Origin of the sequence: Streptomyces sp. SAI-135, assembly GCF_029893805.1 — a bacterium.
Classification (GTDB): Bacteria; Actinomycetota; Actinomycetes; order Streptomycetales; family Streptomycetaceae; genus Streptomyces.
In genome coordinates, this window is record NZ_JARXYP010000002.1 from 1,813,583 (window position 1) to 1,832,064 (window position 18,482).

Consider the following 18,482-nt stretch of genomic DNA (forward strand, 5'->3'; position numbering starts at 1 on the left):
GGCCCCCGCCTCCCGACGGGGGCCGCACACCGCAGAACTAGCTCCAGCTGGCGTGCAGCGGCTTGCCCTCGGCGTAACCGGCCGCGCTCTGGATGCCCACGACCGCCTTCTCGGCGAACTCCTCCAGGGAGCCCGCGCCGGCGTAGGTGCAGGAGGAGCGGACGCCCGCGATGATCGAGTCGATCAGGTCCTCGACGCCCGGGCGGGCCGGGTCGAGGAACATCCGGGAGGTCGAGATGCCCTCCTCGAACAGCGCCTTGCGGGCCCGGTCGTACGCCGACTCGTCCGACGTGCGGTTGCGCACCGCCCGTGCGGACGCCATGCCGAAGGACTCCTTGTAGAGCCGTCCGCTCGCGTCCTGCTGGAGGTCGCCCGGCGACTCGTAGGTGCCCGCGAACCAGGACCCGATCATCACGTTGGACGCGCCGGCGGCCAGCGCCATGGCGACGTCACGCGGGTGCCGGACACCCCCGTCCGCCCAGACGTGCTTGCCGTACTTCCTCGCCTCGGCCGCGCACTCCAGCACCGCCGAGAACTGCGGCCGGCCGACTCCGGTCATCATGCGGGTCGTGCACATCGCGCCGGGGCCCACCCCGACCTTGATGATGTCCGCGCCGGCCTCGACCAGATCCCGTACACCCTCGGCGGCCACGATGTTGCCCGCGACGATCGGGACCTGCGGGTCGAGCGCCCGGACCGTCCTGATCGCGGTGATCATCGACTCCTGGTGGCCGTGCGCGGTGTCGATGACGAGCGTGTCGACGCCCGCGTCGAGCAGTTGCTTGGCCTTCTCCGCGAAGTCGCCGTTGATGCCCACGGCGGCGGCGATGCGCAGCCTGCCCTGCGCGTCGACGGCGGGCGTGTACAGCGTGGCGCGCAGGGCGCCCTTGCGGGTCAGGATGCCGGCGAGGCGGCCGTCCCGGTCCACGGCGGGGGCGTAGCGCCGGTTGGCCGCGTCGAGGCGGTTGAAGGCCTCCCGCGGGTCGATGTCGGCGTCGAGCAGCAGCAGGTCGCGCGACATGACTTCGGCGAGCTGCGTGAAGCGGTCCACCCCGGACAGGTCCTGGTCGGTGACGACACCCACGGGCCGCCCGCCCTCGTCGACGACCACCCCGGCGTTGTGCGCGCGCTTGGGCAGCAGGGCGAGCGCGTCCGCGACGGTCTGGTGGGGGGCCAGCACGATCGGGGTGTCCAGGACGTGGTGGCGGCTCTTCACCCAGGAGACGACCTCGGTGACGACCTCGATCGGGATGTCCTGCGGGATGACCACGAGGCCCCCGCGCCGGGCCACGGTCTCAGCCATGCGGCGCCCGGCGATGGCGGTCATGTTGGCGACGACCAGCGGGATCGTGGTGCCCGTGCCGTCCGGGGAGCTGAGGTCCACCCCCTGCCGCGAGCCGACGGCGCTGCGGCTCGGGACCATGAAGACGTCGTCGTACGTCAGGTCGTAGGGGGGCTGGATGTCGTTGAGGAAACGCACGTGCTGCACATCCCAGTCGATCAGAGGTGGCCCCCGGACAGGTCAGCCAGGGGGAAAGAGCACGTACTTCATTCTCCCACGCCGTACCGGACGCCACCCACGGGCGGAACGTCCAGACCGGCGGAGGGGCTCCTAGGACGAAGCTCCAAGGGCGAGGGCCACGGTGAGCGCGGACGCCTGAGCGAACACCTCGCGCGCGGTCGCCCACTCGTCCGGCCGTGCCTCTGCGTACCCCTCCCAGTGCCGTACGACCACGACGGTCTCCTCGCCGAAGCCGGAACCGGAACCGGCACCGGCACCGGCTCCGTCCGCGGACCACAGGCCCGGGTCGGAGAGGACGTCGGCCAGCGCGTCCCAGTTGCGGCCGAACCAGTCCGGCAGCCGCAGGTCCCGGACGCACCGGTCCATCAGGCCGGCCTTGTCCGTGACCCCGTCGAGGTCCAGCGTGATCACGCGTGCCGTCATCTCAGTACCGCCCTGAACGAGTCGTAGTGATCATCGGTGTAGTAGACCTCGCCGTCCTGCCCGGTGACGATCCGCCGGGCGCCGCGGTCGCGTGAGCCCGGGGTGGGGACGGTGTACTCGTGGTAGTAGCCGCGCCGGTGCGCGGGCAGCAGCCGCTCGACGTTCCCGAAGACGGCGCCGTCCCTCGCGTACGGGAACGGGCCGCCCCGGTCGATGAGTTCGAGGGTCCGCCGGGCCTCGGCCGGGAGCCGGGCCTCCTGGACGGTGGCCATGTCGCCGCCGGGCGCCGGGTCGTGTCCGGACGAGCAGCCGGCCAGCACGAGGACGCAGAGCAGGACCCGGGAGACGAACCGCAGCAGCATGCGCTCGATGCTGCCACGGCACGTCCCGTACGACGTCCCGTCAGGCCCCGTCCGGGTCCGCCCTGTTCAGCGCGGGCTTCGGCGGTGTCCCCGCCGTCATCAGGTAGTCCGCGGCGGAGGTGTCCGTCACCAGGCTGGTGACGAGCCCGGACCGCAGCACCGCGTCGATCGCGGCCCCCTTCCGCTGACCGCCCGCGATCGCGACGACCTCGGGGATCCGGCGGAGCTGCTCGGTCTTGACGGTGATGCACCGCTCGCCCAGGTCCCGGCCGACCCTGCGGCCCTCGGCGTCGAAGAGGTGCGCGGACATCTCGGCGGCGACGCCGAGCGAGGCGTAGTGGGCCCGCTCCTCGTCGCTGAGCATGTCGTGCACCGTCGAGATGCCCGGCTCCCAGGAGCCGATGGAGACACAGGCGACCGTGACCTTGTCGAAGTACTCGAAGGCCCGGGCGATCCCGGTCTGGTTGCGCAGCGCGGCCGCGGTGGCCGCGTCCGGCAGCAGCATCGGCGCGTAGATGGGGTGGGCGTCCCCGCCGGACACCTGGGCGGCCCGCCGTACCGCCTCCACCGAGCCGCGCTCGGCGGTCCCGGCGTCGTACACGCCCGTCAACTGCACCACCGTGCACGGCGGGAGCCGGTCGAGCGCGGCCGCCATGTGGATGGTGGAGCGGCCCCAGGCCAGGCCCAGGATGTCGCCCTCCTCGACCAGTTCGCCGAGCAGGTCGGCGGCCACTTCTCCGAGGTTCTCGGGGTCGGGCGAGTCCTGGGCCTCGGCCGGCGACTCGACGACCACGGCGTGCCTGAGGCCGTAGCGGGCGCGCAGCGCGTCGGAGCGCTCGGCGTCCAGCTCGGCCGGCACACGGATCTCGATGCGTACGAGATCCCGTTCCAGGGCGGTCTCCAGGACCCGGGCCACCTTGAAGCGGCTGACGCCGAACTCCTCCGCGATCTGGATCTTGGACTTGCCCTCCAGGTAGAAGCGGCGGGCCATGGCCGCCGCCTGCACCAGCTCAGCGGGTCCCATCCGCATGGCTGACCGGCCCGCCGACATACCCGACACGGCGTTCTCCTCACTGCTGTTCACACTCTGGATTCGCCGTTCATCCTTGCAGATCCGGCGCACTTGATCAGCCCTGATCGGAGCCGTTCACGTTCCTGACGCTCAGTGGTCGCACGCCCACGAGGCCTTCGCGGTCGCCCCCTCCGCTTGGTTGCGCAATGCACGTACCGCTTCCGCCGGGTCGGACGCCCCGTAGACCGCGGACCCGGCGACGAAGACATCGGCGCCCGCGTCCGCGCAGCGCTCGATGGTGGACGCCGAGACCCCGCCGTCGACCTGGAGCCACAGCTCGAGGCCGTGCTTGCTGATCAACTCGCGGGTCCGGCGAATCTTCGGGAGCATGATGTCGAGGAACGCCTGTCCCCCGAAGCCGGGCTCGACGGTCATGATCAGCAGCATGTCGAGCTCGGGGAGCAGGTCCTCGTACGGCTCGATGGGCGTCGCGGGCTTCAGCGCCATGGAGGCACGGGCGCCCTTGGCCCGGATCTCCCGGGCGAGCCGGACCGGAGCGGCGGCCGCCTCCACGTGGAAGGTGACGGAGGAGGCCCCCGCCTCTACGTACTGGGGCGCCCAGCGATCGGGGGCCTCGATCATCAGATGGCAGTCCAGCGGGGTGTCCGTCGCACGGGCCAGAGACTCTACGACCGGCACACCGAGCGTGAGGTTCGGGACGAAATGGTTGTCCATGACGTCGACGTGGAGCCAGTCGGCTCCCTCGACCGCCCTCGCCTCGTCCGCGAGGCGGGCGAAGTCGGCGGACAGGATGCTGGGGTTGATCTGCGCGGCCATGCCCCAAGCCTCCCATGCCGGGGCCCGAAGGGGCGCGCCGGTCCGGACCTAAGCCGTTCATCGGATGTTGTGAACGAGCTGTGCGTGCCATGCTGGGCGGCTGATCGACTCGACTGGTGGCGCCGGGGGTGGCCATGACCGGGAATCGGGGCATCGCGCACTTCGTCTGCGGACGACGTGCCAAGTGGGTGGTACTGGCGCTGTGGCTGGTGGTGCTGTTCCTGACGGCGCCGCTCGCCTCCAAGCTCACCGACGCCCAGGACAACGACGCGGCCTCCTGGCTGCCCGGCTCCGCCGAGTCGACCCAGGTCCTCCAGATCTCCGAGGACTTCAGGCCCGAGCAGATCCCCGCGGTCGTCGTCTACGCGCGCGAGAGCGGCCTCACGCCGCAGGAACGGGCCACGATCGCCGAGGACGTCGCCGAGATCAAGAAACTCACGGCGCACGGCATCCGCGGTGCCGAGACCCGGGGCCCGGTCTACGACCGGCAGAACGACCCGCGCGCGGCCCAGGTCCTCGTTCCGATCACCATGGACGAGAAGGGCTGGCAGGAGATCGCGCCCGCGGTCGACTCCCTCCGTGACGTCGTCGGCAAGGGCGGCGACGGGCTCGCCGTGCACATCACCGGCCCGGGCGGCACCTCCGCGGACTTCTCCGAGGCTTTCGAGGGCATCGACTCGACGCTGCTGCTGTCCGCCATGGCGGTCGTCGTGGTCATGCTGCTCATCACCTTCCGCAGCCCGACCCTGCTCCTGGTCCCGCTGCTCTCGGTGATCACCGCGCTGTTCACCGCGCAGGCCCTCATCTACCTGCTCGCCCGGCACGCGGGACTGACGGTCAACGGCCAGAGCGCGGGCATCCTCACGGTGCTCGTCTTCGGCGCGGGGACGGACTACGCCCTGCTGCTCGTCGCCCGCTACCGGGAGGAACTGCACCGCCACGAGGACCGCCACGAGGCGATGGCCCTCGCCCTGCACCGCGCGGGGCCGGCGGTGGTCGCCTCCGGCGCGACCGTGATCCTCAGCATGCTGGTCCTGCTGGCCGCCGAGATGAACTCGACGCGCGGCCTCGGCCCCGTCGCCGCGATAGGCGTCGCGGTCGCCCTGCTGGCGATGATGACGCTGTTCCCTGCCCTGCTGGCGATCTTCGGCCGCTGGATCTTCTGGCCTGCGATCCCGCACTTCGGCGACCCCGACCGCATCGAGAGCGGCATCTGGGCCCGCACCGGCCGCCGTATCGCCCACCGCCCCCGCATGATCTGGGTGGCCACGGCCCTCGCCCTCGGAGTCTGCTCGCTGGGCCTGATCCAGCTGCGTGCCGAGGGCATCAGCAACGCGGACGCGTTCACCGGGAAACCGGACTCGATCGTCGGCCAGGAGGTGTCCGCGAGGTACTTCCCGGCCGGCAGCGGAGACCCGCTCGTCATCGTCAGCAACCAGGCACAGGCACGGCAGGTGGGCGAAGCGGTCGCGGGCACCCGCGGAGTGGTGCCCGAGTCGCTGGGCCTGCCACAGGGCACGAAACCCTCGTACGAGGGCAAGGTGCTGTTCGAGGCCACCATGACCGCCCCCACCGACAGCGAGGCCGCGAAACAGACGGTGGAACGGGTCCGGGACGCCGTCCACGCCGTGCCCGACGCCGACGCCCGGGTGGGCGGCGGTACGGCCGCCCTGCTGGACATGGACAGAGCGACCACGCACGACAACATCCTGATCATCCCGCTGGTGCTGGTCGTGGTGCTGCTGATCCTGTGCGCCCTGCTGCGTGCCCTGGTCGCCCCACTGCTGCTGATCGGGACGGTGATCCTGTCCTTCGCGGGAGCCCTGGGTCTCAGCGCCCTGGCCTTCCGCCACGTCTTCGACTACGCGGGCGAGACGACGGACTTCCCGCTGTTCGTCTTCGTCTTCCTGGTCGCCCTCGGCATCGACTACAACATCTTCCTGACCACCCGCATCCGCGAGGAGGCGGTCCGCCAGGGCACCCGGCCGGGCGTGATCACCGGCCTGGCCGCGACCGGCGCGGTCATCACCTCCGCCGGCCTGGTCCTGGCCGGCACCTTCGCCGCCCTCGGCACCCTCCCGATGGTCGCCTTCGCGGAGATCGGCTTCGCGGTGGCGCTGGGAGTCCTGCTGGACACGTTCATCGTCCGCTCGGTCCTGGTCACGGCCCTGTTCCTGGACGTGGGCAAGAAGGTCTGGTGGCCGCACAGCCTGTCCAAGACGGACGGTGCCGGCCCGGGGGTGCGGGGAACCGCGCGACCAGCCGAAACGGTGCGGCAGACGAACGACTAGCTCAGCCCGTCCTGCGCAGGACCGCCATGTACATCGCATCGGTCCCGTGCACATGCGGCCACAACTGGACGTCCGGCCCCTCACCGAGCTCCGGCACACCGGGGAACAACGGCCGCGCGTCGACGAGTTCAGCGGTCGGCCACTGCTTGAGCACGTCCTCGACGACGGCCCGGGTCTCCGCGAGATGAGGCGAACAGGTCGCGTAGCCCACCACCCCGCCCACCCGGACGGAGTCCAGCGCGGTGCTCAACAGGCCCCGCTGCAACGGCCCGAACCCCTCCAGGTCCTCCGGCCGGCGCCGCCACCGCGCCTCCGGCCGCCGCCGCAACGCCCCGAGCCCCGTGCACGGCACGTCCATCAGCACCCGGTCGAAACTCCCCGGCTGCCACGGCGGCCGGGTCCCGTCAGCGGCGATGACCTGGTACGGCCCGGGATTCCCGGCGAGCGCCTTGGCGACGAGCCCGGCCCGGTGCGGCTGCTTCTCGGAGGCGAGCAGCACGGCCCCGCGCTCGGCGGCGAGCGCGGCGAGCAGCGCTGCCTTGCCGCCGGGCCCCGCACACCCGTCGAGCCACTTCTCGTCCCGGCCTTCGAGGGGCGCGTTCGCCAGCGCGAGCGCGACGAGCTGACTGCCCTCGTCCTGCACCCCGGCCCGGCCCTCCCGTACGGCGTCGACGGCCCCGGGCTCCCCGCCCTCGGCCAGCCGGACGGCGTACGGCGACCAGCGCCCCGCCACGGCGGACTCCTCGCGCAGCAGTTCCTCGGTGGTGGCCCGCCCCGGCCGGGCGACGAGGGTCACCTCGGGCCGCTCGTTGTCGGCCTCCAGCAGGCGCTCGATGCCGGGCCGCCCGCCGCCGAGGGAGTCCCACAGCGCCGAGACGACCCAGCGGGGGTGGGAGTGCACGACGGCGAGATGGTCCTCGGGGTCGTCGTCGTAGGGCGGAGCGACCTTCGCGATCCACCCGTCGAGGTCGTCCTGCGCGACCTTGCGCAGCACGGCGTTGACGAACTTGGCCCGTCCGTCCCCGAGGACGACCCGGGCGAGCTCCACGGAGGCGGACACCGCGGCGTGCGTCGGGATCCGCGTGCCGAGCAGCTGGTGCGCGCCGAGGCTCAGCACGTCGAGGACCGGCGGATCGACCTCGCGCAGCGGCCGGTCGACACACGCGGCGATGATCGCGTCGTACGTGCCCTGCCGCCGCAGCGTCCCGTACACCAGCTCGGTGGCCAGCGCGGCGTCCCGCGCCTCGAACCCGCCCTTCTCCCGCGCCTTCCGCAACAGCGGCGGCAGGACGAGGTTGGCGTACGCGTCCCGCTCGTCCACGGCCCGCAGCGCCTCGAAGGCGAGGATGCGGACGGGGTCCTTCTGGGGCCGGCGGTACGGCTTGCCGGGCTTGCCGGGCTTGTTTCCGGCCCGACGGGGCTGCTCACTCACGAAAAAGGTGCTCCGGGTCCAAGGTCTGCTGACGCCCCAAGAGTACGTCCGCCGGGGGTCACGCCACCCTCCGAGGGCCGGGGCGCGGCCGCTCCGCCGGCCCGGTCAGCCGCCGACGCTCTCGCCCTCCGAGATCCTGACGCCCCGCGCCCAGTCGGCGGCCTTCATCGGCTTCTTGCCCTGCGCCTGCACCCACAGCAGCTCCACGCCGTACGACCCGGTCCCGACGTGGACGCTGTTCTTGCCGACGGAGAGCGCGCCGGGAGCGAGATCCGTACGCTCGGGAACCGGCTGGACCTGGATGAGCTTGAGCCGCTCGCCGCGGAACGTCGTCCAGGCGCCGGGCGACGGGTGGCATCCCCGCACGACCCGGTCCACCCGCAGCGCGGGCGCGCTCCAGTCGACCCGGGCGTCCTCGACGGTGATCTTCGGGGCGACGGTGATGCCCTCGGACGGCTGCGGTACGGCCTTCAGCGTGCCGTCCTCGATACCGTCCATGGTCGCGGCCAGCAGCCCCGCGCCGGCGAAGGCGAGCCGGGTCAGCAGGTCGCCGCTGGTGTCGGTGTGCCGGATCTCCTCGGTGACGGTGCCGTAGACGGGCCCCGAGTCCAGCCCCTCCTCGATGAGGAAGGTCGACGCACCCGTGATCTCGTCGCCCGCCATGATGGAGTGCTGCACGGGTGCGGCCCCACGCCAGGCCGGCAGCAGCGAGAAGTGCAGGTTGACCCAGCCGTGCGCGGGGATGTCGAGGGCGACGCGGGGCAGGAGGGCGCCGTAGGCGACGACGGGGCAGCAGTCCGGTGCGATCTCGCGCAGCCGCTCCAGGAACTCCGGGTCCCGCGGCCTGCCGGGCTTCAGCACCTCGATGCCCGCCTCCTCGGCGCGCTCCGCGACCGGGCTCGCGACCAACCTGCGCCCCCGTCCGGCCGGCGCGTCCGGCCGCGTGACGACGGCGGCGACCTCGTGCCGCCCGGAGGCGAGGAGAGCGTCCAGAGCGGGAACAGCGACCTCGGGGGTACCGGCGAAGACGAGCTTCATGGGTGGGCAGGGCCTCTCGGACGGGTGACGACGGGCAACGCACAAGTCTATGGCGCGGCACAACCGCCGCACGGCGGGAGCGGGCGCCCGGGACGAGGCCAGCGCTCCCGGCCGCGGCGTGAGCCCGTCACCCCCGGCGCGCGCATATGCCGGTACGCCCCCACTGCGTGACCAGCGGAGCGCAGACGCGTTGGTCAAGAAAGAGTTGACCACAACGGGCCGCGAGCGCGGCCCCATCCTTTTCAACGCCGGTTCGAGAGGCTTGTTCATGGCCGACCACGCAACCCACGACGCCCAGGCTCGGGCCAGCCTGCACTTGCTGGTGCGGGACATCGAGCGGGTCCGCCGGCAGGTGGACGCACTGCGCACACTGACCGCCCAGCTGGGCAACGTCTACCGCCCGCGCCGCTCCGGTCCCTCCACGGGCTTCGTCGTCTACGGACGCGCCCCCGCCCCCACGGTCCGTCTCGCACAGGAACTGCGGGACAGCGTCGAGACCCTGGTGACGGCCGCGGTCGACTTCGACCGCTCGCTCGGCTTCTCGTGGGACGCGGTGGGCTCCGCCCTCGGCGTCACCAAGCAGGCGGTCCACCGTCGTTACGGCGCCCGCCGCGCCGCGGCCCAGGCGACCGCCGACGCCGAGCGCGCCACGGAACCGTCGGGAACGCGCACGGTCAGCGTCAACACCGGTATCCCCACGGTGCCGTCGGTCCCCACCGTTCCCGCGGCCCGCTCCATGCCGACCCAGCCCACCGCGGGCAGCCCCACCCTCCGCGAGGACGCAAGACCCACGGCTTTCCCCGGCCCCCGCAACGGCTGATCCGCCTCCTTCTTCCCTCTCTGCCCTCCCGCCCCACGACCGGGAGGGCAGACGCATGTCCGGGCACCGCGCGTGCTGCACGGCCGGCCCGCACTCATGGGCCCCTGTCCCCGCGGCCCGGCGTCCCCGCCCTCACCCGATGTCGGGCGGATCGATCCGCACCCAGACCGCCCCCTCGCCCCCGCTTCCCCCACCGCGGGCCATCCGAGAGGCCTGCGCGGCCTTGAGCGAGGCCGCCAACGCGGCCCCCCGCCCCGGTGGCACCCGCACCAGGACCCGTTCCCACCGCTCCCCGACCGGCGGTGCGCCCACCCTCCGGGGTCCCCCAACCGCCGTCACGGGCAACGGAACCGGCCCCAACACCTCTGCCTCATCCGGCAGTTCCACGCTCGCGAGAAAGGCGGCGAGGGCCTCGCCCGTCCCCGACACCGCGGCCATCCGCGACACCGGCGGGAAGCCCAACTCGGCCCGCTCCCCGAGCTCCCGCACCGCGTGCCCCACCGGGTCCCACCGCACCAACGCCTGCACCGGCCGCAAGGTGGGCTCGGCGACGACCACCACGGTGCCGCCGGACTCCTGCGGCCGCACCAGCGCCGACGCCGCGATCCAGCGCCGCAGCGCGTCCTCCCCGGCCCGCAGGTCCGGGCGCCCGAGCATGGCCCAGCCGTCCAGCAGCAGCGCCGCCGCGTACCCGCCCTCGGCGACCGGCTCCGCGCCCGGGGTGCTCACCACCAGTGCCGGCGCACCCGGCACGGTGTCCAGCACATGCTCACGCCCCGAGGTCCGCACCGGCACGGCCGGAAACGCCCGCCCCAGCTCCTCCGCGGTCCGCCGGGCCCCCACCACCTGCGCCCGCAGCCGGAACCCCCCGCACTCCTGACAGTGCCAGGCCCCCTCCTCGCGCCCGCACCACCCGCAGCGCAACGCCGCCCCGGACTCCTGTCCCTCCAGCGGCCCCGCGCAGTGCCGGCACCGCGCCGGGGCCCGGCAGTTGGCGCAGGCCATCCGCGGCACATAGCCCCGCCGCGGCACCTGCACGAGCACCGGGCCGTGCCGCAGCCCCTCCCTGGCGGCCTGCCAGGCGAGCGTGGGCAACCGGGCCGCCCGCGCGGCCTCGTCCCGGGCGAGATCCTGGTCCCCGACGGTCCGCACCAGCGGCGCGACGGCCCGCACCTGCTCCCGCGAGGCCACCAGAGGCCGGGCCCACCCGCTCTCCACGAGCTGCGCCGCCTCCACGGTGCAGCTCCAACTCCCCAGGAGGAAGCCGCACTTGTCCTGTGCGGCCCGCAGCAGCAACACCTCGCGCGCATGCGGTTGCGGGGCGTGCGGCTCGCTGTGGCTGTCGTCGCCGTCGTCCCACAGAGCGACGAGCCCCAGGTCCCGCACCGGGGCGAACATGGCGGCCCGCGTCCCGACCACGGCCCGTACGGCGCCCCGGCGCACGGCAAGCCACTCCCGGTACCGCTTCTCGGGCCCGGCGTCGGCGGTCAGGACCGCGTGCCGTCCCTGCCCCAGTACCGAGGTCAGCGCGGCGTCCACGCGTGCCACGGCCCGCCCGTCCGGCACGACGACGAGCGCCCCCCGCCCCGAGGCCAGGGTCGCGGCGACGGCCCGCGCCAGTTCCCCGCTCCACTCCGGTCCGGGCAGGGCGTTCCACACCGCGCGTGGCGCGCCCCCCGAGGCCAGCGACTCCAGAAACGCGCCCCCACGCTCGTAGCGCGCCCAGGACCCGGTCTCCGGCGCCGGGGGCGGCGGCAGCGGCTCGGGTGAGGGCCGCTGCTCGGCCCGGGCGCTGCGCGGCGGCACGGCGAGCTGGAGCACGTCGGCGAGGCTGCCCGCGTACCGGTCGGCGACGGCCCGCGCGAGCCCCAGGAGCTCCTCGCCGAGCACCGGCTCGGGCGAGACGACCTGGGCGAGGGCCGCCAGCGGCCCGGAGTAGTCCGACTCGGCGCGCCGCTCGACGAGAAACCCGTCGATCAGCCCGCCGCCCTCACGCCGCCCTTCCCGGACCCGCCCGCGTCCGGCCCCGAACCGCACCCGCACGCGCACCCCGGGCTGCGCCTCGGCGTCGAGCTCCTCGGGCACGGCGTAGTCGAAGTACCGGTCGAGGTGGAGCACGCCCTTGTCGACGAGGACCCGCGCGACCGGCAACTCCTTGGCCAGCGCGGCACCCCGCCAGGTCCGCGGCTTGGCGCGCGGCACCTTGGCGTTTCGCACACTCTCCCGGATGAGCGCAAGCTGCTCGGGCTGCGCTCCGTCCGCGCCCCCGCCCACCGACCCGTTCTCGCTGCTCACAGCATCATTGGTACCAGACCCCACTGACAGACGGCCGTGCCGTCCTCGATGGCGGTGGGCCGGTTGCCGGACAAGCCCGAGGCCCGGCCCCCGGGAGGGGGGCCGGGCCTCGTACGCGACCGGGCGGACCTACAGGCCCGCGGCCTTCTTCAGCGCCTCCACGCGGTCCGTCTTCTCCCAGGTGAACTCCGGGAGCTCACGGCCGAAGTGGCCGTACGCCGCCGTCAGGGAGTAGATCGGGCGCAGCAGGTCGAGGTCGCGGATGATGGCGGCCGGGCGGAGGTCGAAGACCTCGTCGATCGCCTTCTCGATCTTGTCGGTGTCGATCGTCGCGGTGCCGAAGGTCTCCACGAACAGGCCCACCGGCTCGGCCTTGCCGATCGCGTAGGCGACCTGGACCTCGCAGCGCGAGGCGAGACCCGCGGCCACGACGTTCTTGGCGACCCAGCGCATCGCGTACGCCGCCGAGCGGTCCACCTTGGACGGGTCCTTGCCGGAGAAGGCGCCGCCGCCGTGACGGGCCATGCCGCCGTACGTGTCGATGATGATCTTGCGGCCGGTCAGGCCGGCGTCGCCCATCGGGCCGCCGATTTCGAAGCGGCCGGTGGGGTTGACCAGGAGGCGGTAGTTCTCCGTGTCCAGCTTGATGCCCTCGTCCAGGAGCGCCTTCAGCTCCGGCTCCACGACGAACTCGCGGATGTCGGGGGCCAGCAGGGAGTCCAGGTCGATGTCCGAGGCGTGCTGCGAGGAGACGACGACCGTGTCGAGACGGACGGCCTTGTCGCCGTCGTACTCGATGGTGACCTGCGTCTTGCCGTCCGGACGCAGGTAGGGGATGGTGCCGTTCTTGCGGACCTCGGACAGGCGCTTGGCGAGGCGGTGCGCCAGGAAGATCGGCAGCGGCATCAGGGTGGGGGTCTCGTCCGTCGCGTAACCGAACATCAGACCCTGGTCGCCCGCGCCCTGGCGGTCCAGCTCGTCCTCGTCGCCCTCGACCCGGTTCTCGTACGCCGTGTCGACGCCCTGCGCGATGTCCGGGGACTGCGCGCCGATCGACACCGAGACACCGCAGGAAGCGCCGTCGAAGCCCTTCTTGGAGGAGTCGTAGCCGATCTCGAGGATCTTGTCGCGGACCAGCTGGGCGATCGGCGCGTAGGTCTTGGTGGTGACCTCACCGGCGACGTGCACCAGACCGGTGGTGATCAGCGTCTCGACGGCGACCCGGGAAGTCGGGTCCTCCTTGAGGAGCGCGTCGAGGATGGTGTCACTGATCTGGTCAGCGATCTTGTCGGGGTGGCCCTCGGTGACGGACTCCGAGGTGAACAGACGACGGGACACAACGCTCCCTGGGGTTGCAGCGGCTGCTGGCTGATCATGGGCGGACGGGCTCGGGGGCTGCGCCCGGCATCGTCCGAGAACAGTTTATCGGTCGTGCTCTGCCGCCGGGCCCCTGTCTCGCCTCTCGGGAGTGCTGTGACCTGCGGCACGGGCATTGTGCCCAATGCCGAGCAGACTTGGCCAGGGGCGCCACGCCCGGGCGGCAGAGGTTCGTGGGGCCCGAGAAGCGGCTGAAGCACTCAGTGCAGGCGGCTCACCACCAGGTCCCAGACGGTTTCGGCCAGGAATTCCTTCGGGCCGTGCGGGACGGGGGTCTCGCTGCCGTCGGCGCCCAGAACCACCGCCTCGTTCTCCTCGGACCCGAAGGTCTTGCGCTCGCCCACCTCGTTGACGACGAGGAGGTCGCAGCCCTTGCGCGCCAGCTTCGTACGGCCGTTGGCCAGCACGTCGTCGGTCTCGGCGGCGAATCCGACGATCACCTGGCCGGGGCGGGCGCGCTCGGCCGAGATCTCGGCGAGGATGTCCGGATTCCGCACCAGGACGATGGGCTCGGGCTCCTGGCCGTCCTTCTTCTTGATCTTTCCGGCCGCGTACGTCTGCGGCCGGAAGTCCGCGACCGCCGCCGCCATGACGACCGCGTCGGCGTCGGCCGCCGCCTTCAGGACCGCTTCGCGCAGCTGTACGGCCGTGCCCACGGGGACGACGTCCACGCCGGCCGGGTCGGGCATGCCGGTGTTCGCCGCGATCAGCGTGACCCGGGCGCCGCGCGCGGCCGCGGTGCGGGCGAGGGCGTACCCCTGCTTGCCGGAGGAGCGGTTGCCGAGGAAACGCACCGGGTCGAGGGGCTCGCGGGTGCCACCGGCGCTGACCACGACGTGTCGGCCCCTGAGGTCGGGCTCGGTGACACCGCGGGCCAGCACCCGGCGGCAGACCTCGAAGATCTCGGCGGGTTCCGGCAGCCTGCCCTTGCCGGTGTCGACGCCGGTCAGACGGCCCACGGCCGGTTCGATGACGACGGCGCCGCGGCGGCGCAGGGTCGCCACGTTCTCCTGGGTGGCCGGGTGCTCCCACATCTCGGTGTGCATGGCGGGGGCGAAGACGACCGGGCAGCGGGCCGTCAGGAGCGTGTTGGTGAGCAGGTCGTCCGCCAGCCCGTGCGCCGCCTTGGCGAGCATGTCGGCGGTGGCCGGGGCCACGACCACAAGGTCGGCGTGCTGCCCGATGCGGACGTGCGGGACCTCGTGGACGTCGTCCCAGACCTCGGTGGAGACCGGATGGCCGGACAGGGCGGACCAGGTGGCGGCGCCCACGAAGTGCAGGGCGGAGGCGGTGGGGACGACGCGGACGTCGTGGCCGGACTCGGTGAGCCTTCTCAGCAGCTCGCAGGCCTTGTACGCGGCGATGCCGCCGCTGACCCCCAGCACGACCTTCGGCTTGTCCACCAGGTCTCCCCTTCCTCGAAGCTACGACTCCATGACACACCACAGGCCCGACAGTCGCGCTGCCGGGCCTGTGGAAAAGCCAACTGCAATCTGAAAGTACTACTGCGCCGGACCCTCGACGGCCTCGGACGTCAGCAGACCCGCGTTGATCTCGCGGAGGGCGATCGAGAGCGGCTTCTCGTGGACGTGGGTGTCCACCAGCGGACCGACGTACTCGAGCAGGCCCTCGCCGAGCTGCGAGTAGTACGCGTTGATCTGGCGGGCCCGCTTGGCCGCGTAGATCACGAGGCTGTACTTCGAGTCGGTGGCCTCGAGGAGCTCGTCGATCGGCGGGTTGATGATGCCCTCGGGCGCGGAGATGGAAGAGGACACGCTCTACCTTCCGATGGATGGGAAAGAATCGGTGTGCGCGATCACGCCTTGATGAGCAGCACGATCACACGACATCCATCAAGGCTAGCAGCTCGCGCGCCACGTCCTCGACGGAGGTGTTGACCAAGGTCACATCGAACTCGGGTTCCGCCGCCAGTTCGACCTTCGCGGCCTCCAGGCGGCGTGCGATCACCGCGGGCGGCTCGGTGCCCCGCCCGGTGAGTCTGCGCACCAGCTCCTCCCAGGAGGGCGGAGCCAGGAACACCAGCTGGGCGTCCGTCATGGACTCACGGACCTGCCGGGCCCCCTGGAGATCGATCTCCAGGAGCACGGGCTCGCCCGCCTCCAGCCGCTCCAGCACGGCCGCACGCGGCGTGCCGTAGCGGTTGCCGGCGAACTCGGCCCACTCCAGCAGCTCGCCGTTGGCGATCAGCTTGTCCATCTCGTCGTCGGTGACGAAGAAGTACTGGACGCCGTGCTTCTCGCCGGGGCGCGGCTTGCGGGTCGTCGCCGACACCGAGAGCCAGACCTCGGGGTGTTCCTTGCGCATATGGGCGACGACCGTGCTCTTGCCGACCCCTGAGGGGCCGGAGAGCACGGTCAGCCGCGGACGTACGTCCGGGGGCTCGGGGGTCGTCCCCCGGAATGTTGCAGCCATGCAGCGATTATTCCAGCAATCCCGGAGTGCCCGGGACTCCCCTTCCCGGAGAGACCCGGTTCAGGAACCGGTGCTGCCGAACTCACGCTCCAGCGAAGCGATCTGGTTGGAGCCGAGGCCGCGTACACGGCGGCTCTCGGAGATGCCGAGCCGCTCCATGATCTGCTTGGCGCGGACCTTGCCCACGCCCGGCAGGGACTCGAGCAGGGCGGAGACCTTCATCTTGCCGATGACGTCGTTCTCCTGGCCCTGCTTGATGACCTCGTGGAGAGAGGCGCCGGAGTGCTTGAGTCGATTCTTGACCTCGGCCCGCTCCCGGCGAGCCGCGGCGGCCTTTTCGAGCGCGGCTGCGCGCTGTTCAGGGGTAAGGGGCGGAAGAGCCACGCCTACGTCACCTCGGATGTCGAACTGTCGGATACGGACCGGTGAGGAACCTAGTCGCCCCACACCTGGGGAGCCACGAGCAACACGCTCGCCCGTTGACTCTGCGTCGGAGACTAGCGGCCAAGTCCGCCAGAGTCAGCGAGAACAGCGGAAAAGTCCTGGTCAGCCTCCGTCAGGCCGGACATTTCTGACATACTGCCCCGGATTTGAGGATGTATTCAGACTCAAGCAGAGCCTGAACCCCTCGTCGAAGCACTCGAACGAGGGGTTCGAACCTCGTCATGCCGTCGGCAGCGCCGACCGGATCTCGTCCGCGAACCGGTCAGCCGACGCGCGCAGCGCGCCGACCTCGGGACCGTGCCGCAGCACTCCCCGGCTGACGTTGGGGACGACATTGCGGATCGCCGCCCCGAAGACCCGGGGGAGATCGGCCGGGGTGGCCCCCTGGGCGCCGACTCCGGGCGCGAGGAGCGGACCGTTGATGTCGAGGTCGTACGTCGACAGATCGCCCAGCGTGGCCCCCACGACGGCGCCGAAGGACCCCAGGGGCTCCTCCCCCGTGTTCTCGGCCGCCAGATGGGCCAGCATGGTCGCCCCGACGTTCCGGCCGTCCGCGCGGACCGCGTGCTGGACCTCGCGGCCCTCCGGGTTGGAGGTCAGCGCGAGCACGAAGAGACCTGCGCCGCTCTCGCGCGCCAGCGCGATCGCCGGCGAGAGCGAGCCGTAGCCGAGGTACGGCGACACGGTCAGCGCGTCCGAGAACAGCGGGGAGTCCTTGCGCAGGAAGGCCTCGGCGTACGCGGCCATCGTCGAGCCGATGTCGCCGCGCTTGGCGTCCATGAGGACCAGCGCACCGGCCGCGCGGGCCTCCTCGACGGTCCTCTCCAGTACGGCGACGCCGCGCGAGCCGAAGCGCTCGAAGAACGCCGTCTGGGGCTTGAACACGGCGACCCGCTCGGACAGTGCCTCGACGACCGTGCGGCTGAAGCGCTCCAGACCGGCCACGTCGTCGTTCAGACCCCACTCGGTGAGCAGGGAGGCGTGCGGGTCGATCCCCACGCACAGCGGGCCGCGCTCGTCCATGGCCCGGCGCAGACGGGCTCCGAAGGGCTCGGTCATACCGTGGTCTTCCTCACGTCGGCGCCGACCGCGTCGGCGAGGGTGGCGTACGGGCTCGTGCGCAGGCGCGCGGCGAGGCCCTTGTGGATGGCGCGGGCCCAGAAGGGGCCCTCGTAGACGAAGGCGCTGTAGCCCTGGACCAGCGTGGCACCCGCCAGGATGCGCTGCCAGGCGTCCTCGGCGTTCTCGACGCCCCCGACGCCCACCAGGGTGATCCGGTCGCCCACACGCGCGTACAGGCGCCTGAGGACCTCCAGGGAGCGCTCCTTGAGGGGTGCTCCGGACAGCCCGCCCGTCTCCTTCACCAGGGCGGGTCGGGACTTCAGGCCGAGTCCCTCGCGCGCGATGGTGGTGTTGGTGGCGATGATGCCGTCCAGGCCGAGTTCGACGGCCAGGTCGGCGACCGCGTCGACGTCCTCGTCGGCGAGGTCGGGCGCGATCTTCACCAGGAGCGGCACCCGGCGGTGCGCGACGATCCGGTCGGCGGCCTCGCGGACGGCGGTCAGGAGCGGGCGCAGTGCCTCGGTGGCCTGGAGGTTGCGCAGGCCGGGGGTGTTGGGCGAGGACACGTTCACCACGAGGTAGTCGGCGAAGGGCGCGAGGCGCTCGGCCGACTTCACGTAGTCGCCGATCGCCTCGGCCTCCGGGACGACCTTGGTCTTGCCGATGTTGACGCCCACGACCGTCTTGAAGACCGGCTCACGGGACGCCAGGCGGGCCGCGACGGCGAGTGAGCCCTCGTTGTTGAAGCCCATGCGGTTGATGAGCGCCCGGTCCTGCACGAGCCGGAACAGCCGCTTCTTGGGGTTGCCCGGCTGGGGCTCCCCCGTGACCGTGCCGATCTCGATGTGGTCGAAGCCCAGCATCGCCATGCCGTCGATCGCGACCGCGTTCTTGTCGAAGCCCGCGGCGAGGCCGAAGGGGCCGTGCATGCGCAGCCCGAGGGCCTCGGTGCGCAGTTCCCTGTGGCGGGGCGCGAGGGCGGCCGCGACGAAGGTGCGCAGCACGGGGATGCGGACGGCGAGGCGGATCCAGCGGAAGGCCAGGTAGTGGGCCTTCTCGGCGTCCATGCGGCGGAAGACGAGATTGAAGAAGATCTTGTACATGGTGTCCTCATGAAGAGGGGGACACCGTTTC

The 18,482-nt window shown here is 72.1% G+C and carries 17 protein-coding genes; 2 read left to right on the forward strand and 15 right to left on the reverse strand.

Translation table 11 applies throughout. From position 1 onward, the window contains the following. Positions 1–37 precede the first annotated feature (37 nt). From M2163_RS12620 to rpe, 5 genes are all read right to left on the reverse strand, one after another. Positions 38–1,480, reverse strand: a complete 1,443-nt coding sequence (locus M2163_RS12620; RefSeq protein WP_280854253.1) for a GuaB1 family IMP dehydrogenase-related protein — start codon at positions 1,478–1,480, stop codon at positions 38–40. 132 nt (positions 1,481–1,612) lie between these two features. Then, positions 1,613–1,945, reverse strand: coding sequence for a barstar family protein (locus tag M2163_RS12625; RefSeq protein WP_280894004.1), 333 nt, complete (start codon positions 1,943–1,945; stop codon positions 1,613–1,615). Further along, positions 1,942–2,307, reverse strand: coding sequence for a ribonuclease domain-containing protein (locus M2163_RS12630; RefSeq protein WP_280894005.1), 366 nt, complete (start codon positions 2,305–2,307; stop codon positions 1,942–1,944). Before M2163_RS12630 ends, M2163_RS12625 begins: the two co-directional genes overlap by 4 nt. 40 nt (positions 2,308–2,347) lie before the next feature. Continuing rightward, entirely contained in the window at positions 2,348–3,391 is a 1,044-nt protein-coding gene (locus M2163_RS12635; protein ID WP_280852682.1) for a sugar-binding domain-containing protein, read from the reverse strand. Positions 3,392–3,469: 78 nt separating this feature from the next. After that, positions 3,470–4,156: a ribulose-phosphate 3-epimerase gene (gene rpe, locus M2163_RS12640; RefSeq protein ID WP_031056490.1), complete on the reverse strand. Its 687-nt coding sequence runs from the start codon at positions 4,154–4,156 to the stop codon at positions 3,470–3,472. Between the two features lie 134 nt (positions 4,157–4,290). On the opposite strand from rpe, the gene M2163_RS12645 reads away from it, so the two are divergent. Further along, a complete protein-coding gene (locus M2163_RS12645; RefSeq protein WP_280894006.1) occupies positions 4,291–6,447 on the forward strand; it encodes an MMPL family transporter in 2,157 nt (718 codons plus the stop codon). A gap of 1 nt (position 6,448) precedes the next feature. On the opposite strand, the gene M2163_RS12650 is transcribed toward M2163_RS12645, so the two are convergent. Beyond that, a complete protein-coding gene (locus M2163_RS12650; protein ID WP_280894007.1) occupies positions 6,449–7,879 on the reverse strand; it encodes a transcription antitermination factor NusB in 1,431 nt (476 codons plus the stop codon). 105 nt (positions 7,880–7,984) lie between these two features. Further along, entirely contained in the window at positions 7,985–8,917 is a 933-nt protein-coding gene (fmt, locus tag M2163_RS12655; RefSeq protein ID WP_280852679.1) for a methionyl-tRNA formyltransferase, read from the reverse strand. Between the two features lie 268 nt (positions 8,918–9,185). Between fmt and M2163_RS12660 the strand changes: the two genes are divergently transcribed. Further along, positions 9,186–9,737 (forward strand): hypothetical protein, encoded by a 552-nt coding sequence (locus M2163_RS12660; protein ID WP_280852678.1) that lies wholly within the window; start codon positions 9,186–9,188, stop codon positions 9,735–9,737. 132 nt (positions 9,738–9,869) lie between these two features. Here M2163_RS12660 and M2163_RS12665 read toward each other — a convergent pair whose 3' ends face one another. The 8 genes from M2163_RS12665 to M2163_RS12700 form a co-directional block, all read right to left on the reverse strand. Beyond that, positions 9,870–12,032 (reverse strand): primosomal protein N', encoded by a 2,163-nt coding sequence (locus M2163_RS12665; protein ID WP_280852677.1) that lies wholly within the window; start codon positions 12,030–12,032, stop codon positions 9,870–9,872. A 129-nt stretch (positions 12,033–12,161) separates the two neighbouring features. Next, positions 12,162–13,370 (reverse strand): methionine adenosyltransferase, encoded by a 1,209-nt coding sequence (gene metK / locus M2163_RS12670; RefSeq protein ID WP_086724675.1) that lies wholly within the window; start codon positions 13,368–13,370, stop codon positions 12,162–12,164. A gap of 239 nt (positions 13,371–13,609) precedes the next feature. Continuing rightward, entirely contained in the window at positions 13,610–14,812 is a 1,203-nt protein-coding gene (gene coaBC / locus M2163_RS12675) for a bifunctional phosphopantothenoylcysteine decarboxylase/phosphopantothenate--cysteine ligase CoaBC (RefSeq protein WP_280852676.1), read from the reverse strand. 99 nt (positions 14,813–14,911) lie between these two features. After that, complete coding sequence (gene rpoZ / locus M2163_RS12680; RefSeq protein ID WP_003988945.1) at positions 14,912–15,184, reverse strand: DNA-directed RNA polymerase subunit omega; 273 nt, start codon at positions 15,182–15,184, stop codon at positions 14,912–14,914. 64 nt (positions 15,185–15,248) lie between these two features. Further along, a complete protein-coding gene (gmk, locus tag M2163_RS12685) occupies positions 15,249–15,842 on the reverse strand; it encodes a guanylate kinase (RefSeq protein ID WP_280852675.1) in 594 nt (197 codons plus the stop codon). 60 nt (positions 15,843–15,902) lie between these two features. After that, a complete protein-coding gene (locus M2163_RS12690) occupies positions 15,903–16,226 on the reverse strand; it encodes an integration host factor (protein WP_003977346.1) in 324 nt (107 codons plus the stop codon). Between the two features lie 279 nt (positions 16,227–16,505). Then, complete coding sequence (gene pyrF / locus M2163_RS12695; RefSeq protein ID WP_280852674.1) at positions 16,506–17,345, reverse strand: orotidine-5'-phosphate decarboxylase; 840 nt, start codon at positions 17,343–17,345, stop codon at positions 16,506–16,508. After that, positions 17,342–18,451, reverse strand: a complete 1,110-nt coding sequence (locus M2163_RS12700) for a quinone-dependent dihydroorotate dehydrogenase (protein ID WP_280894009.1) — start codon at positions 18,449–18,451, stop codon at positions 17,342–17,344. Before M2163_RS12700 ends, pyrF begins: the two co-directional genes overlap by 4 nt. Between the last annotated feature and the right edge of the window lie 31 nt (positions 18,452–18,482).

What these genes read in the sequence shown, in the direction of transcription:
- M2163_RS12625 (WP_280894004.1), bottom strand. Translation starts at nt 1,945, where the DNA reads ATGACGGCACGCGTGATCACGCTGGACCTCGACGGGGTCACGGACAAG.
- M2163_RS12630 (WP_280894005.1), bottom strand. Translation starts at nt 2,307, where the DNA reads ATGCTGCTGCGGTTCGTCTCCCGGGTCCTGCTCTGCGTCCTCGTGCTG.
- rpe (WP_031056490.1), bottom strand. Translation starts at nt 4,156, where the DNA reads ATGGCCGCGCAGATCAACCCCAGCATCCTGTCCGCCGACTTCGCCCGC.
- M2163_RS12645 (WP_280894006.1), top strand. Translation starts at nt 4,291, where the DNA reads ATGACCGGGAATCGGGGCATCGCGCACTTCGTCTGCGGACGACGTGCC.
- fmt (WP_280852679.1), bottom strand. Translation starts at nt 8,917, where the DNA reads ATGAAGCTCGTCTTCGCCGGTACCCCCGAGGTCGCTGTTCCCGCTCTG.
- M2163_RS12660 (WP_280852678.1), top strand. Translation starts at nt 9,186, where the DNA reads ATGGCCGACCACGCAACCCACGACGCCCAGGCTCGGGCCAGCCTGCAC.
- gmk (WP_280852675.1), bottom strand. Translation starts at nt 15,842, where the DNA reads ATGGCTGCAACATTCCGGGGGACGACCCCCGAGCCCCCGGACGTACGT.
- pyrF (WP_280852674.1), bottom strand. Translation starts at nt 17,345, where the DNA reads ATGACCGAGCCCTTCGGAGCCCGTCTGCGCCGGGCCATGGACGAGCGC.
- M2163_RS12700 (WP_280894009.1), bottom strand. Translation starts at nt 18,451, where the DNA reads ATGTACAAGATCTTCTTCAATCTCGTCTTCCGCCGCATGGACGCCGAG.